This is a genomic window from Pseudomonas svalbardensis (assembly GCF_030053115.1).
Taxonomy (GTDB): domain Bacteria; phylum Pseudomonadota; class Gammaproteobacteria; order Pseudomonadales; family Pseudomonadaceae; genus Aquipseudomonas; species Aquipseudomonas svalbardensis.
The window spans coordinates 1601925-1618231 of record NZ_CP125619.1; the positions used below are offsets into that span (position 1 = coordinate 1601925).

Sequence of the window (16307 nt, forward strand, 5' to 3'; positions counted from 1 at the left end):
GTTACTGAGCGGGAATCACCGCCTGCCATTTTGGCAAGGCGGCCTCCAGGCGCTTGCCGAACTCGATCAGCCGCGCCTCCTGCCAGTGCGGGGCGACGATCTGGATACCGATCGGCAAACCGCTGGCTTCATCGACCCCGGCCCGAATGACCAGCACCGGTGACCCGGACAGGCTGAACGGGAACACGTAGCCATATTGGTGACGATCGTTCAGGGAGTGGCCATGCTCGAACGCGACCGTGGGGTGGACCGGCGTGATCAGCAGGTCATGAGTTCTGAAGAACGCCGCCAGCTGGTAGCGCATGCGATCAAGGTTGTTCCAGTCGAGCTTCACCTGGTCGATGCTGCATTCGACTTCCTCGCTCATGGCCACCAGAGTGTTGAGGGCCGGGGTGAAGGACTTCTTGCCAATGTCGCTGAACAACTGTTTCCAGCCCCTGGCCGAATCGCCGCCAGTGATGAACAGACGCCACAGCACATCGCAAGATTCTTCGAGCATCGGCGGCTCTTCGTCGCTGATGCTGGCGACTATCTTGCCGGTCAGCTCGCGTACCGTATCCAGCGTGCGGGCGACGGCGGGCGACGGTGAAACCCGTGAGGTTTCATACAGGAATGCCACCCGCAGCTGATCCAGCGGTTTATCCAGTCCTTGCCAGGGCACGTCGACGGTGTCCGGGTCATGACCGTCGGGCCCGGTGATGAGTCGGCCCATGACTTCGACGTCTGCGACATAACGACCCATCACTCCGAAGCTGGAGGTGTGGTGAAAGAGCCCGGAGCGCTCGCGTGGAAACTGTCCGGTCAACGGCACTCGGCCTTGCGTCAGTTTGAAGCCGCAGACCCCGTTGAAGTGCGCCGGAACCCGCACGCTGCCGCTGGCATCCGACGCCAGGCCCGCCGGGGAAATTCCGGCGGCAATAGCGGCGCCTTCGCCACCGCTGCTGCCGCCGGCGGAACGGTTCAGGTTGTGGGGATTGCGGGTCAGGCCATAGACGAAGTTGTCGGTTTCAAAGGCCATGCACAGTTCGGGTACGTTGGTCAGCCCGATGATGATTGCTCCCGCAGCACGCAGGCGGGCAACGGCAGTGGCATCTTTCTGACTGGCGTCACCGAGAAACTCGGTGAGCCCGCGCGACAGCCGATAACCTTCGACATGCAACACGTCCTTGATGGTGATCGGCACACCGTGCAGCGGCCCCAGAGACTGACCCCGGGAAACCGCGGCGTCGGCCTCGCGGGCCTGCGCAAGGATCGCTTCGTCGGTGTACTTCTGGATCACCGCGTTGACAGCAGGGTTGCGTTCTTTCAAGGCCTGCAAGTAGTGGCGGGTGATGGCTTCGCTGGTCAGGGTTGAATGACGGATCAGCGAGGCCATTTCAACCAGGGAGAGATCGTCTACGCGAATCATTGGTCTGCGCTCCGTGGGGTCATGGCGTAAGGGAGGCGGTAGAGGTTACGGATGATCGGAGTCATCAGTTTGAGCATCCAGCGCGGCTTGCTGGCAACGGCTTCGAGCGATTCTTCCAGGGCCTTGAGGACCTGGCTGATTTCCCCGGTGCTGATGGTCAGCGGTGGATAGAAACGCAACACCGGAGCCGAGGCTTTTTCGTTCAACGAGTGCCCGGCGTGAACCCCGCGTTTGGTCAGTTCCATGCCGATCAAGCTCTCCCACACCGCGCCCTTGAGGCGCAAACCGGTCATCAGGCCAATCGCTGGCGCGTCGCTGATGATCTGCGGGTAGGCTTCGGCCAGTAGCTGCAATCCCCGGCACAGCTGTGTGCTGGCAGCCCGGGATTTTTCGATCAGTTGGCCGTCTTCAATCGCATGGATTGCGGCCAGGGCCGTTTCACAGGCATAAGGCAAGCCACCCTGGCCGCAGACTTGATCTTCAAGAGGGTCGAGTGGCAACTGTTCGATCAAGGCGCGGCTGTACATCACCGCCGCGATGGCTGCGTAGCCGCCGGTCAAGCCCTTGGAAAGCACCATGATGTCGGGCACCACATTGTCGTAATCGACGGCGAACCATTTACCGCAGCGACCGAACGCCGTCTGGATTTCATCGGCGATCATCAGGCAGCCGTGGGCGCTGCACAATTCGCGGATCCGCGTGTTGTAGCCGACCTCGGGCAGGGTCAGGTAGGCGCCGCCGAGGATCGGCTCGATGTAGACCGCCGCCACCTGGTCGGTGATGGCGTGTTCCAGTGCGGCGAAGTCTCCGTAGGGAATGAAGTCGACCGTCAGGCGGTTCAGGCCATGCTGGTTGCTCTGGTACTGCTGGCCGAGGATCGCCATCGTGGTCAGGGTCTTGCCATGGTAGGCATTGCGCATGACCACGATCCGTTTGCGCGGCAACTGCCGTTTGAGCACGTAGCGCAAGGTTTGCTCGATGGCTTCGGCACCGGTCATGGTGTAGCGCACATCGCCCCACTCGCCGGGTGCCAGACGCTTGAGGGTCTCACTCAACTGGTGTTGCGAGTCGTGGGTCAGCCCTTCGGGCTGCCAGGCCATCCGGTTCAACTGACGCTGGCTGGAGTACTTGACCAGAGGGTTCTGGTGGCCGACCAGAAATATTCCATAGCTGCACGCACAATCGATGAAATGCTTGCCGCGATGGTCGGTGACGATCGCACCTTCGGCGGAGCGTTCGATTCCGGTATTAGCGATTCGATAAAGCTTGGCCGCCGAGGGCGTCCAGTGTTTGTAGCAGTCATCCACCAGGCTGTTAAGCAGCATATTGCAAGGTCCTTTTTATAAGGCGTGCGGCGTCGACGACGCGCTCCGTGCGCGCGACCAATGGGCAACGCAAGAGCAGTTCACGCCCGCTTGGCCGACGAATATGCACACCGGCGGCGTACAGCGCCCGTTGCGCCTCAATGGCTTGCTCAGTGCTGGCCAGCGGTACCTTGACGATGCCGCCGATGGCCCGTGCACTGAAGTCGGCCAGCTCTGTGGCCAGCGCCTTGCCGTTGTCGAGACTGCGCTGGTCCAGCCGCTTTTCCTGCGCATAGCGCAGGGCGGTCCGTGCCGCGATACACGATGGCGGGTTACCGGCGGTGGTGCTCCCGTGTTTGGCAGGCGAGACTTTGCCGTAGGCCTTGTAGGCCAGCGCATGGCTGCAGGTGTAGGTGCCGATGGGGATGCAGCCGCCGCCCAGGCTTTTGCCCAGAACAACGATGTCCGGGCGCGCACCGGACAGACTCTGCGACAGCAGATGCCCGACGCTACCCAGACAGGTGTCGACGTCGTTGAACAGGGTCGCTATTCGCTGGCTGTTGGCGATCCGTTCCAGACTGGCGATCAGCATCGGGTCAACCGCTTCCAGCAGTCCGTTGGCGGCCGTGCGCAACGGGCCGTAGCACAGGGCAAAACAGTCCTGCCAGATCGCCATGTCCGGCAGGTCGTGCGCCGAGTCGACATGCACCACCTTGATCCCCAGAAATCCCCCGGACTCCGGGTAATGCTCGGGGGCGCTCAGGTAGCGTCCATAAGACAACGAGCCGTACGCCACGCCACCCACGGCGATCACCGTACGCCGATGGGGGTTGATCGAGCGTGCGAGTTTCAGCGCACCTTCAAACGCCTCGTCGCCGGAGTTGCAGACATACGAGTTCTCCAGCCCTTCGGGCATGAAGTCGCTGAGTTGCTTGCACAACTCGATCAACGGCGCGGACAGCAGGACACGGTTGGACAGGCCGATTTTATCGACCTGCCGACTCACGGCTTGCACCACCTCGGGTACTTGCAGGCCGAACCCGCCACTGAGGTCAATCAGTTGATGGCCGTGGTTGTCGATGAAGCTTTCGTACTGGCCTTCGACAGCCCAGGTCTGACCTGGGTGATTCGTCATGGCGGCCATTACCGGTAGCTCAGCGCATTGAAGATGCGACGCTGGTCATCGATGATCGCTTGTCGGCCGTGCATGACCCGGCGGTTGTCGATCATCACCAGGTCCAGGTCCTGCCAGCCCACGGTGTGAGTATTGCGTTTGGTGATTTCGGTGATTTCCGCCAGCAGCTCGGAGGGAATCTCTTCGCCGTTCTCGAAATCGATCACCGGTTTCTCGTAGTTGAAGGACGGCCCGAGAATGCTGTTGGCGAAAGCGGGGAGCTCACAGAAACTGGAGATTTGGCACGCCGGGACGCTGTAGGCGTAGGCCACGCAATCGGTGCCCGGGTTGTATTCCATCCGGGTGTTGGGGTCCTGGCCGATGATCTCGCTCAGGTGCTCGAAACTGGCGTCTTCCAGCTGCTGGATTTCCGGTTTGTAGTAGCAGACGATCTTGCGCCACTTTTCGCCCGGCACGGTGCGGCGGTAGCGGATACGGCTGCTCTCGAAGCGCTGACGGGCCTCTTCGCTGAGTTCCTGGTAGACCTTCACCCCATCGCACAAGGTGGTTTGCGAACCTTTGGTGGGGGCGATTTCGCAGAAGAACCATGTCAGGTCCGGCCAGATTGGCGCGTTGCCGTTTTCGCAGTGCAGGCCTACGGCATCGGTGCCAGCGTCCACCAATTGTGCGACGCCTTTGGCGATCACGCGACCCGGGTCCAGGCTAAGGCGCGAGCTGTGTTTTTTCACGAAGGCACCGAACTCGTCCAGAGACTGGATGCAGTTGCGGAAGATAATCACGCCGGCGCTCGAGAGCTCTTCGAAAACCGCCGCGGTGTCGGTGCTCAAGGCATACTCGCGATCGGTGATGACCCGCGCCTGATAAGTAGATTGAGTCATGTCGCTAGTCCTTTAGTGAGTACATGTCTGACGATGCAGGTCAGTGGCGTGGGCTCTACGGGCCGGGCCGTTGAGGGTATAGAGGCTTTGCAACTGCGGGGCGTCCGACGCCAGTGGCCAGATGGTCTGCGGCAGCTCGACTTCCGAGAAGCGCTGTTGCGCCCAGTCCTGGGTTTGTGGGTGGTTGAACTGCGGCCCGACGCTGAGCACGATCGCCAGTTGACCGTCTGCGGTCATGAACATCAGCGCATCGTTCACGCCGGTTTGCTCTTTGAACTCCAGCTCGATTTGCTCCGGAGACACATTGCGGCCGTTGGGCAGGCAGATGATGTTTTTCTCGCGTCCGGTGATGAACAGGAAGCCCTCGTCATCGAGCTCGCCGATATCACCTGTGCGTAGCCAGCCATCCTCGGTGAAGGAACAGGCACTCGGATCGACCCAGGAGTAACCCCGGAACATTGAGGTGCTTTTGATTTCTACCCGTTGCTGATCCGTCACCCGGACCTGGACGTGAGGCAAGGGTTTGCCAACGCTGCCCAGCTTGCTGTGGGTAGGGGTGTTGACGCTCACCACCGAACCGTTCTCGCTCAGCCCGTAACCCTGATGAACCTCAATACCCTGCGCGCTCAGGCGTTGCAGTTTTTCGCTGCTGATCGGAGCGCCACCGGCGGTGATGTACAACTCGTTGCGCAGCAACGACAGCAGCTCTGGGTCGGTGTTTTGCTCGGCCACTTCAAGGAACACGTCGAGCATCATCGGCGGTACGGTGACCGCGCTCGCCCGGGTTTTGAGCAGTTGCGCAAGGATCGCCGAGGTGGTGTAGCCAGCCTCGCCGATCAGCGGCGTGTGCTCGTCCAGGAAATATACCGTGCCGCCGGACAGTAGCGGCAGGTAGACCGCCGTGACCTGTTCGATCAACAGGCTCAGCGGCACCACCGACAGGTAGCGTTTCTGAAAGGCGGCCGGAACCACGCCGAGTAGCGATTGCAGCACGGCGCTCAGGCCGTCCAGACTTTGCTTCACTCCTTTGGGCTTGCTGGTGGTGCCGGAGGTGTGGATGACTTTGCAGATCCATTCAGCATCGGCGTTGTCGATGAAGCTTGGGCCCTCCGGCACTGGAATCGGGGTCTGAAGTGCGCTGGGTACATGGACCAGACGGCTGGCGTTGAGGTCGATTTCCCAGCGCTTTTCCAGAGTCTCCAGGCCTTTGTCATCGACCAGGAAGCCCGAACATTCGAAGGCCAGGTGTTCGGCCTGGTACTTACTGAAACCCAAAGGTAGCGGCAAGGAGGTGAAGCCGAAGAGCAGACAGGCGAAGTCGGCAATGACCCAGTCGCTGCTGTTGCGCATGACGATGCCGATGGTGCGCTTTTCGTGGGGGAACTGGCGGTTCATGTGTTGCCCAAGCTGCCGGGCATGGTCCAGCACCTGTGCGTAGGTCAGACGGCGCCCGCCCGTGCCTTGCGCCGAAGGAATGTCGACGACGCAGACGGCATCCGGTGTGCGTTGGGCCTGGGCCAGCAAGCGTTCGACAAAATGCGTCATGCTGCTTGCTCGCTCTGCACGTCGAGTCGGAATACGGTCTTGAGGACGGTCTCGTGGTAGTGACGCTCCATCTCGCCCAGCTTGATGTAACCGGTGATAGGCGTCTGGTCGTAGTAGGAGCCCCATTCGACTTCCGCTTGGGAGGTCATGCGTTGCGGGTCGGCATCGCAGATCTTGTTGACCCTGACGTTGCAGTTGCCCATCACTTTGATCAAGTGGGGGGTGCAGGTGCACAGCAGGTAGCGTGCGCCCATGCACCAGGTCACCACCGAGAGCATGTTGAACAAGGTCTGGCCGGCAACCGGATTGATCGACGCGGTACTGCCGACTTCGACGATGCAGTCGCGTTCGATCCGGGTGTTGGTGATGCTGGACAGTGTCTCCTCGCACGTTGAGTCCAGATAGCACTCGGACAACAGAGGGCCTGACTTGGCAAAACTAAAACCTGCACAAGACTGAATGGAGTCATTGTTTTGTAAAACGATTAAAAAGTACTCGGGAGATGGCTCGATGATGGCATTAAAGGATTTCATGTACCGACGTTTTACAAATTCAACGGCGGACTTCCAGAGTTGGGTATTGCGTTTGGCTACTTGAATGCGCATGCAAGTTTTCCGTTCTTTTCTGCGGAGTCGATAGAGAGATTGTTGAATCGCTTGGTTGTTCTGGTTCATGTGTGCGAGTTGATCTTGTTGTTATTTACGGCAACAGGCGCTCTTTCATGCCCCCTGTAACAGCTTGGTTTTATCAACTGTTGGGCCGTGTTCCTCGGCTGTGTTCGTTCACCATTGGATGTCTGTTGTTTTTAGACTCCCACTCGTGTCCACAGCTATAGCCACACCGATGTGTGTAGGGCTTTCTGGTCGGGAACGGTGGGGGGGCGTATTTGGTATGTCAGTGAATAGCAAATCCTGCGATGACGTAATTAGACAGCGTTCTGCGTGGGTTCGATTTTTCTCATAAGTGGCTTGATTGTTTAAAGTGAATTAATTAACCAGTACCTATTCAGAATCTTCATGTGAGTCATGAAGCCGATGCCGGGTGATCTTTTGGCGGACAAAAAAATAAATAAAAACGGTGCGTTAATTGTCTCGTTCTAGTTGTATGACAGAAAGAATACAGGCGAGAGGGATGTCGGAGGAGATGAGTCCGGGTGGGGCCCGGACTCGGAGGATGCATATTCGATCAGGCGGATTGTGCCAGCCAGGCCAGTTGTGGGCCGTCGGGAACGATTCGTGTCGGGTTGATGTGGTTGTGGGAGTAGTAGTAATGCAGTTTGATGTGTTCCATGTCGATGGTGCGCCGCACGTCTTCGCGTTGGGTCAACCGGCACAGGTAGTCGTACAGTGCCGGGTAGTCTTGCAGCGGGCGCAGATTGGCCTTGAAATGCAGGCAATACACAGCCTCGAAACGAATCAGCGTGGGTAACAGGAACAGGTCGGATAACGTCAGTCGGTCGCCGAACAGGTAGCGTTGATCAGCGAGACGCGTTTCCAGTTCGTCCATGGCGTTGAAGAACACCGTAAACGCCTCGCTATAACTCTGCTGGTCGCTGGCAAACCCCATGTTGTAAACCATGCGATTGACGTGCGTGTGCAACCAGTCGTTGAGGCTCGCGATTTTGTCGCTCAGGTCGTCGGGCACCAGTTCGATGGGCGTCTTCGCCAGCGGCAGCAATCGGGTCGCCATCTGCCAGGCGAGGTCTGCGGAGTCGTTATGGACGATCCGCTCCTGGTGTTTGTCCCACAGCACGGGCACCGATTGATTACCGGCGAACCCGGGTCGGGAATGTTCATACAGCGTGGAGAGCAAGGACACTTCACCGTGCAGAGGGTCCTGGTCCACGTTGTCGAACTCCCAACCCTGGTCATGACGGCGTGCGGCAACCGACGAGACGTTCAGCACACCCTCAAGCCCCAGTACGCTCAGGACCAGATAGGCACGGTGCGAAAAAGGGCAAGCCTGCGAGATGTACAGATGGTAACGGTCGGTTTCAGCCACGAGCTCGGAGAGAAACAGCTGATCGTTGAGGGTGTTGTTCACCGCTTTGGTCATGTTACCTCCCTTGCGAACCAACCATTTTCAGGCGAGGTCGTTCGCCCAGTTCGTTGATTGCCTGGTCGATCTCGTGACGCGCTTGTTTGAGACCTTTGGCCAGGCTTTCTTCACCCATGCCCAGGCCTTCGGCGTAGACGTATTTGATCTGGGTCAGGCCAATGAAACAGAGGATCTGCGACAGCCACAGGGCCATGGTGTCCGGGCCATTGCTGTAGATGCCGCCGCTGGCGGTCAGAACGTACACCGGCTTGCTGTCGATCAGGCCGACAGGACCGGTTTCGTTGTACGTGAAGGTTACGCCGGAGATGACCAGTTGATCGATGTAGGCGTGGATCAGCGAAGGCGCACCGAAGTTGTAGCGCGGCAGGCCGATGACGATGCGGTCGGCTTCGTTGATTTCTTCGATCAGTTCGTTCGAGAGGCTCAGGGCTTGGCGCCCTTCATCGTCGCTCGGCTCGCGGCCATACAGCGCAGCCATGGTGTTGGCATTGAGGTGGGCAATCGGCGTCTTGGCGATGTCGCGAACGACGATGGAGGATTCAGGAATGACTTCTTTGAGTTGGTCCAGGAAGTAGTCCACCAGTTGCCCGGAAAAACCACCATCGCTTTTGATCGACGAACGTATCACCAGTATTTTTTGACTCATTGCTTTCTCTCTCTCAGGTAATGCAGCGGCTGTTTGAGAGCAAGTTTTGAACAATCGGAGAGACAGGAATAGCGCATAAATTCAGGTTCACCCACCCATGACATTCATGTGTTTCTCAAGGCCCCTCTTACAGAAGCTTTGTCGGCGTTTTGGGGGGGGGTGATGCGGCTCAAGCGTTGGAGGAGGGCTGGAAAGCCCCAGGAGCGGGGCTTTCGAGGTTACCACTGATGTTTTAGGCGGAACTTGCTTAATTGCGCTGAAGCGATTTTAGTACGGGTTTGATCACTGTTTATTTTCCAAGCGGCTGCTTGAGTAAATATCAGGTTTCGGCCGTTTCTTACAACTTCGGCCTCAATAATTACTTCGCTGTGCAGGGGTGTGGCTGACATCAACATGCTATTGAAACTGTTGGTCAGCGCATATTCCTCTGGCCCTAGCAGCGGCAGTGTGGCAAGCATGCTCACCACATCCAGCATCGAGTAAATGACCCCGCCGTGGAGCGTTTGGCTGAGGTTGTCGATGGCCTCGCTGACCACCAGTCGACATTGGCAGAACCCCTCTCGTTGTTCCACCAGCCGCAAACCGCAGTAGCGCTGGTAGGCGTGTTCCAGCAACGCGCTGGAATGGGCGGCGGCGTGTTCGCTGATTTGGCGCATGTCCCTGCTCCTATAAAGATCGTCCGATGATGTCCAGCATGATTTCGTGGGTGCCGCCGCCGATGGCCAGCAGGCGCGCGTCGCGATGGATCCGCTCCACCAGGGCCGGTTCGATGCAGCCGTGGGCACCGTGCACTTGCACCGCGCCACGAGCGATTTTCTCCAGCACGGCGACCGACTGGTTCTTGGCGATGGCTACCCGGCGTGGATCGAGGTTGCCGTCGGCCATCCAGTTCACTGCCGACTCGACATAGTGTTGCGCCACCGCGAGTTCCGCGTGGTACTCGGCCAGTCGTTGGCGGATCACCGATTTGTCGAAGAGTGGTTTGCCCCCGATCTGACGCTGCTTGCACCAGTCGATACTGGCTTGCAGCGCCATGTCGGCGGAGGTTACGGCCATCACCGCAAGATTCAGGCGTTCCTGCAACAGGCTGTTTTGCAAGATGCGCCCGACCCCGGAGCCTTGAGTGAGGCGGACCACCGGGGTGTTCGTAAAGTGCAGGTCGGTCAAAGGCAGACACCGCCAACCGAGGCACCGCTGCGGGGTGTGCGTGATGCCTGGGGCATGACCTTCGGCGAGAAACAGCGCCAGACCGTCCGGAGAGTGCGCGATCAATAACAGCCAGTCCGCCCCTTCACCGTTGCAGACGAAGGCCTTGGTGCCGGTCAGCCGGTATTGCCCGTTTTCGAGTACGGCACGACAGCTCATGCCGCGCAGGTCCGAACCGGCCTGGGGTTCAGTCAACGCCAGGGAAATACTGCATTCACCGCTCAACACCGCGGGCACCACACTGCTCGCAAGCTCAGGTGCACATCGTTGCAGCGCCTTGAGGCTGACAAAGTGTGAGGCCAGGCCCATGGTGATGCCCTGCGCGCCACTGCGGGTCAGCTCCTGCACCAGGATGGCCACGGCGCGTGGATCATCGGGGAGTTGGTTCTGGTTCTGACCCAGTGCCAACAGGCCGGCAAGGCCTGCCCGCCGGTACAGTGCCGGCGGGTAGGTGCCGAGGGTTTCCCACTCGGCGACATGGGGCGTGATGTGCTCCGCAACAAAGTGTGCGACCCGCTTGCGAAAGAGTTCGCTCATGGCAATTCCCTCAAAAAACCGTGGTCAGGGCCAGGTCCTGGAAGCGGTTGACGATGGGGGAGATGCGCGTCGGTGTCATGGCTCGGTCTTCTTCGAAGTAATACAGATCCGTCATGTCGCTCATCACCTTGAGCATCGACCGTGAGCGTTCCGCGGCGCGAATCTCGTAGCGTTGCAGTGCGCTGTCGAGGTTGTCGTCGCAATGGCCGATCAGCGCCTGGGCCAGCATGAAGCCGTTCTCAAGACCCAGGGTCAGGCCATAGCCGAGGGTCGGCAGCATCGCGTGGATACTGTCGCCGAGCATCACCACCCGTGAACGTTGCCAGGCGCCGTCGCCGGTCAGGGCTGTCATCTTGTGGGTGAGAATCTCCGATTCCTCGGTGGCGGCGATCATCCGTACCACCTCGCTCGGCAGCTCGGCGAACAGCTTCAGCAAGCCGGCCCGATCATGCAGGGGCTGGTGATGATGCTGATACGCGGCGAACCAGTAGCGATAGTTACTGTGGGCATCCAGCGGGTATGTCACCACGCGCGCGAAGGCAGAGGTGAAGATCTGGCAGCGATCGGACTTGAGCAGGTCCGAACCGAAATCCACCATGCCGCGGCTGGCCACCAGACCGGTGTCGTAAGGCGCAAGGTTCGGGTTGATGAATTCGCGAACGGTGGAACCGACGCCGTCGGCGCCGATCACCAGGTCGAAGTCTTCCTCGCTGTTGTCGCTGAAGCTCACCCGGGTCTTTTGTCCCAGATCCTGCAAGCGGTTGCAGCCCATCTGAAAGCGCACGGCGCCGTCGCCCAGTTCCTGCAACAGCAGGCGGAATAGCTCGGTACGCCGGAACATCATTGCCGGTGCGGGGATCCCCAGCCCGCTCGGTCGCACCGGCTGGCTGTGGATCAACTGGCCTTCGCGTGAGTAGGTGTCGAGGAACTCGATCGCCTTGCCGTGCTCCAGGAACTCGCGGCTATTGAACAAAAAGCGCAGTACTTGCACGCCTTGGGGCCAGACGTAGATCCCGGTACCTGAGTCCCGAGGACCCAGGCTGCGTTCATACACCGTACAGGACAGCCCGAAGCGTTTGAGCATCAGCGCACAGGCGAGGCCATTGAGGCCTGCGCCAATGATCGCGATTTTCATGCAGCGACTCCTCGTACCCTCTGCGGGTTGACGGTGGCTTGCATCTTGTAGCGACGCTGCAACAGGCAGAGGCTGGTCAGCTCCATTAGCATCGGATCAAGCAGGCCTTGTTCCCTCGGCGTCAGGCCTGGCAGACGATCGAGCAGATGACGGACTTTTGCCGCATCGAAGAACGGCAGGTTGTCCAGCTCGCTGCCGTGCAGCACGTCCTGCACCAGTTGATACAGACGACCTTGCTGCTGCAGCGTGGCCGGTGGTGCACGGAAGTAATGCTTCTTGCGCTCATACAAGGCTTGCGGCAGGTAAGGGCGCATGGCTTCGCGGAAGATGAACTTCTCGGTCGAGCCACGGACTTTCATCCAGACCGGCATCTTGCAGGCCAGCTCGACCACGTGGTGATCGAGCAGCGGTACGCGACCTTCGATGCTGTTGGCCATTTCCATGCGATCGCCCAGGGTGGTCAGCACGAAGTTTGGCAGGTACGACTTGGCCCACAGGTACATCGATTTGTGCACCGGGTCGCGACCTTCGAGCTGGTTGTGATCGAGGCGGTCGAAGAACTGGCGATACGGGTCGATCCCGCTGAAGTGATCACGGAAGTCACTGCTGTACAGGCTTTCCAGCGCCTTGAACCAGCCGGCCTGGTTGTCCAGCCAGGACACACCGTGGTTGAGCTGATTGATCATCCAGTGAATGTCATCCGGCATCTCGGAACGGGTGTAGCCCTGTTCGCTTTCCTGGATGCGCTGGCGCAGCTTGCTGATGACCTGCGGGTCCTGGCGTTCGACGTTGTACAGCAGCATGTCACGACGGAAGTGCGGGTAACCGGCGAACACTTCATCGGCGCCCTCTCCGGTGAGCACGACTTTCATGCCGGCCTTGCGCACTTCCTGGCTGAGGATGTATTTGGCTACGCCGTGGGCGTTGAAGAAGGGTGTTTCGTTGTGCCACAGCGCCTGTTCGAAATTGTCTGCCAGGTCATCCTGGGTAATTTCGATAGTGTGAAAGCGTGCGCCGTTGTGCTCGGCGGCCAGGCGGGCGAAACGGTTTTCGTCGTAGTCTTCCATGTCGGTGAACGACAGGTTGAACGCATCCAGGGGTTTGCCTGTCAGCTGCGTGGCGAGCCCGAGCATCGCCGAGGAGTCGATGCCGCCGCTCAGGTAGACACCGATTGGCACGTCGGCACGCAGGCGCAGGCGAACCGACTCTTCGACGGCCGAGCGAATCGCTTCGATCATGCCCTGCTCGTCGGTAGGGTCTGGCGCATCCTTGCGGGCGAACTCCATGTCCCAGTAACGGCCGCTCTGCATGCCGCCGTTATCCACCATCACCCAGCAACCGGGTTTGACGCTGCGCACGCCCTTGAACAGGGTATGGTCGCGCAGGTAGAACGCGCGGCTGGCGTAAGCATCTTCATCCCACTCGCAAGGCACGCCGGCCGCGAGGATGGCTTTGACTTCCGAGGCGAAATACCAAGTGCCTTCGTGTTGGGTGTAGAACAGCGGCTTGATGCCCAGACGATCACGCACCGCCAGTATCAGGCGACGTTGGCGGTCGAACAGCACGAACGCGAACTCGCCGCGCAGGCGCTTCAAGCCGGCCATGCCGTAGCGACGGTACAGGTGCAAGGCGATTTCGCTGTCGGACTCGGTCTTGAAAACGCAGCCTTCGGCTTCCAGCTCCAGGCGAATACGCTCATGGTCATAGAGTTCGCCGTTGACTACGATCACGAGGTCGCCTTCGTCGGCAACGATAGGTTGTGCGCCATTGTCCAGACCGATGATGCTCAAGCGCGTATGGCCCAGGGCCGCACGACCCGCCGGATCGTGCCAGACACTGCTTTCGTCCGGACCGCGATGGTTGATGCTCTGAAGGGCGTCGGCCATGGCCTGTTCGGACATGGCTCTTGGAGCGGTTTGATACATACCGATAAAACCACACATAAAAATTTTTCCTTGAGAAAATCAATAATGTTGGCGACGTTTCACTGCGTCAGCTCCGTGCCCGTGGACCGAGTGTTCACGCAGGTCCGGGCGATGTTTCAGAGGGCCCAATCAGGTTTGCGATTGTTGAAGAACGCATTCAGGCCGGCCTGTCCTTCGGGGGAGGTGCGCACCTTGGCGATCAGGCGAAGGTTGTCGGGCTGCTCCTCAAGCAGACCGTCGTGCTTGCCCAGTCGGCGCAGCATGGTTTTTATTTCGCGGCAGGCTTGCGGCCCGCCTTTGTGGATATGTCCAAGCCACTGATCGCGACTGCTGTGGAGTGCCGAGGTCGCGGTCTGTCGATGCACCAGGCCGAGGTGCACGGCGCTGGCGGTATCGAAAATCTCGGCCGACAGCATGTAGTGCCGGGCCTGGCGCATACCGATGGCGCGTACCACATAGGGACTGATCAATGCGGGGACCAACCCCAGGCGGGCCTCGCTGAACGAGAACCGCGCATCGCTGCTGGCGAGCACATAGTCGGCGCAGCTGATCAAGCCCAGGGCGCCGCCGAACACCGAGCCCTTGGCCAGGGCGAGCACCGGAACCGGGAACTCGTCGAGCCTCTGTAGCACGATGGCCAGGCGTTCAGCATCGTCCAGGTTCTGCGCGTGACAGAACTCCAGGCTGCGGCGCATCCAGTGCAGGTCTGCGCCGGTGCAAAAGTGCGGTCCCTCCCCATCGAGCACCAGGGCCCGAAGGTCATCCTGGCTGGCCAGCAGCTCGAGATGCTCGGCCAGTTGCAGCAACATTGCTTCGTTCAGCGCGTTGCCTGCATGGGGCCTGTTCAGTGTCAGACAGGCGACGTCTGGATTGATCCAGCTCAGCAGAACCTCACTCATTACGCGACTCTCAAGGCTTGCTGAGTGTTTTCTTCATACAGCCGGCGATAGCCTTCGGTACCGGCGAAGCGATAGCTGGCGCTGCTGATGCGTGGCGTTTGATAGGTTTCGGCATCGCTTTGTTTGTCGCCATAGAACCAGTCGGTGTACTGCGCGTGTTTCAGCTGTGTGCGGCGCTTGAGCATGTTGGCGTGGAAGTGCTTGCGCGAATGGTTTGCGTAGCCCTTGACCACCGTGCCGGAGAAGAACTCGCCGACGCTGCCGGAGCCATAGCTGAACAGGCCGATGTTTTTGCCAGAGAGGTCTTGCGCGTTGTTTTCCAGCAGTGACAACAGTGCGATGTAGAGCGAGGCGGTGTAGCAGTTGCCGATGGCTTTACCGTAGATCTGGCTGTCAGCGTAGCTGCTTTCGCCGAGCGCGGCGGCTGCGGCTGGCTCCAGGGTTTCGAACACCGAAAAGGCTTTCTTGGCCATTTTGGTGAACGGTTGATGGAAGCACAGGTAACTCAAATCGGTGAGCGCCAGGCCACCGTCGTTGCGGTAGTTCTGCCAGGAATGCTTGAGCGATTCCATGTAAATATCGATCGACAGCTTGCCGTCGACAAACGCGGTGGAGGCGAAGTTCGGACGCCAGAAATCCATGACGTCCAGGCTGTATTTACCCTCATGCGGGTGAATTTCCAGAATGCGTGGGTCTTTGGCGATGATCATTGCGATAGCCCCGGCACCTTGGGTGCATTCGCCTTCCGAGTCCTGTTTGTAGCGGGCGATGTCCGAGGCAATCAGCAGGATTTTTTCGTTTGGACGCTGGCGCACCAGTGCACAGGCCATCTGCAGGCCGGCGGTCGCGCCGTAGCATGCCTGTTTGAACTCGATGACTCGGCAATCGGCTTTGAGCCCCAGCATCCGGTGCACGAAAAGCCCGGCGGACTTGGACTGGTCGATACCACTCTCGGTTGCGAGGATGACGGTCGAAATGGACGCTCTCAGATCGTCGGTCAACAGCGGTTGGGTGGCGTTTGCGGCCATGCTGACGATGTCTTCGTCAGGCGCTGGAACCGCCATGAATTCCTGACCAATACCCACCAGGTATTTGTTGGGATCAATGTTATGCCGCACGGCAAGTTCGTGGAGCGGGAAGAAGTGCTCCGGTACATACAACCCAATGTCATCGATGCCGATCTTCATGTTTAATTCCATGATCTTTTATTCCATAGGTGAGGTGTTGGTGTTCTGCAATGCGGCGTCGCTTTAGTAAGCAATCAAATGACGACCAATTATTGCCGTAACCCTCTCAAGTTGGAAAAGTGAAATATTCAGATTGGATCCAGTACCTCCCTTCATGTTTTTCATTACGCCTATGCATGTGAATGTTTTTTAGGCAGCCCTCAGTCATCATGCGCAGTGTCGGCGCAGGCATTATTCATTAAAAAAATCGGTGATTCTGCTGCACACGGCGATGTGGCTGTTTTATGAACAACGGCAGAGGCTGGATGTGACAGAAAAGTTACAAGGGTTATGCTTAAGGTATTTGTCGATTTATCCTTCGGAAAAACAAGGTTTTTGGCTCTGACAATGGCCTTGTGGAGGAGGACGCTAAAGAAGGGAGTCAATCAAGAGTTGGAGAATCTT

Annotated in this window: 14 protein-coding genes; all 14 read right to left on the minus strand. The window is 59.0% G+C overall.

Annotated elements, in window-relative coordinates; translation table 11 throughout:
• Position 1: 1 nt before the first annotated feature.
• Entirely contained in the window at positions 2 to 1408 is a 1407-nt protein-coding gene (locus tag QFX16_RS07250; protein ID WP_283183384.1) for an amidase, read from the minus strand.
• Positions 1405 to 2733 carry an aspartate aminotransferase family protein gene (locus tag QFX16_RS07255; RefSeq protein WP_283183385.1) on the minus strand — a complete coding sequence of 443 codons (1329 nt, stop codon included), beginning with the start codon at positions 2731 to 2733 and terminating at the stop codon, positions 1405 to 1407. The genes QFX16_RS07250 and QFX16_RS07255 overlap by 4 nt, the downstream gene beginning before the upstream one ends.
• Positions 2723 to 3847: an aminotransferase class III-fold pyridoxal phosphate-dependent enzyme gene (locus QFX16_RS07260; protein ID WP_283183386.1), complete on the minus strand. Its 1125-nt coding sequence runs from the start codon at positions 3845 to 3847 to the stop codon at positions 2723 to 2725. Before QFX16_RS07260 ends, QFX16_RS07255 begins: the two co-directional genes overlap by 11 nt.
• 8 nt (positions 3848 to 3855) lie before the next feature.
• Positions 3856 to 4725, minus strand: a complete 870-nt coding sequence (locus QFX16_RS07265; protein WP_283183387.1) for a TauD/TfdA family dioxygenase — start codon at positions 4723 to 4725, stop codon at positions 3856 to 3858.
• A 12-nt stretch (positions 4726 to 4737) separates the two neighbouring features.
• Positions 4738 to 6270 carry an AMP-binding protein gene (locus QFX16_RS07270; RefSeq protein ID WP_283183388.1) on the minus strand — a complete coding sequence of 511 codons (1533 nt, stop codon included), beginning with the start codon at positions 6268 to 6270 and terminating at the stop codon, positions 4738 to 4740.
• Entirely contained in the window at positions 6267 to 6875 is a 609-nt protein-coding gene (locus QFX16_RS07275) for a thermostable hemolysin (protein WP_283183389.1), read from the minus strand. The genes QFX16_RS07270 and QFX16_RS07275 overlap by 4 nt, the downstream gene beginning before the upstream one ends.
• A 580-nt stretch (positions 6876 to 7455) precedes the next feature.
• Positions 7456 to 8325, minus strand: a complete 870-nt coding sequence (locus tag QFX16_RS07280) for a glutathione S-transferase C-terminal domain-containing protein (protein WP_283183390.1) — start codon at positions 8323 to 8325, stop codon at positions 7456 to 7458.
• A gap of 1 nt (position 8326) precedes the next feature.
• Entirely contained in the window at positions 8327 to 8974 is a 648-nt protein-coding gene (locus QFX16_RS07285; protein ID WP_283183391.1) for an FMN-dependent NADH-azoreductase, read from the minus strand.
• Positions 8975 to 9192: 218 nt separating this feature from the next.
• Positions 9193 to 9630 carry a PaaI family thioesterase gene (locus QFX16_RS07290; protein ID WP_283183392.1) on the minus strand — a complete coding sequence of 146 codons (438 nt, stop codon included), beginning with the start codon at positions 9628 to 9630 and terminating at the stop codon, positions 9193 to 9195.
• A 10-nt stretch (positions 9631 to 9640) separates the two neighbouring features.
• A complete protein-coding gene (locus QFX16_RS07295; protein WP_283183393.1) occupies positions 9641 to 10717 on the minus strand; it encodes an acyl-CoA dehydrogenase family protein in 1077 nt (358 codons plus the stop codon).
• Between the two features lie 10 nt (positions 10718 to 10727).
• The gene (locus QFX16_RS07300) at positions 10728 to 11852 is read right to left on the minus strand and encodes an FAD-dependent monooxygenase (RefSeq protein WP_283183394.1); all 1125 of its coding nucleotides are present in this window, start codon (positions 11850 to 11852) and stop codon (positions 10728 to 10730) included.
• Complete coding sequence (gene asnB / locus QFX16_RS07305; RefSeq protein WP_283183395.1) at positions 11849 to 13795, minus strand: asparagine synthase (glutamine-hydrolyzing); 1947 nt, start codon at positions 13793 to 13795, stop codon at positions 11849 to 11851. Before asnB ends, QFX16_RS07300 begins: the two co-directional genes overlap by 4 nt.
• A 98-nt stretch (positions 13796 to 13893) precedes the next feature.
• Entirely contained in the window at positions 13894 to 14676 is a 783-nt protein-coding gene (locus tag QFX16_RS07310; RefSeq protein WP_283183396.1) for an enoyl-CoA hydratase-related protein, read from the minus strand.
• Positions 14676 to 15875 carry a hydroxymethylglutaryl-CoA synthase gene (locus QFX16_RS07315; RefSeq protein WP_283183397.1) on the minus strand — a complete coding sequence of 400 codons (1200 nt, stop codon included), beginning with the start codon at positions 15873 to 15875 and terminating at the stop codon, positions 14676 to 14678. Before QFX16_RS07315 ends, QFX16_RS07310 begins: the two co-directional genes overlap by 1 nt.
• Positions 15876 to 16307: the final 432 nt, after the last annotated feature.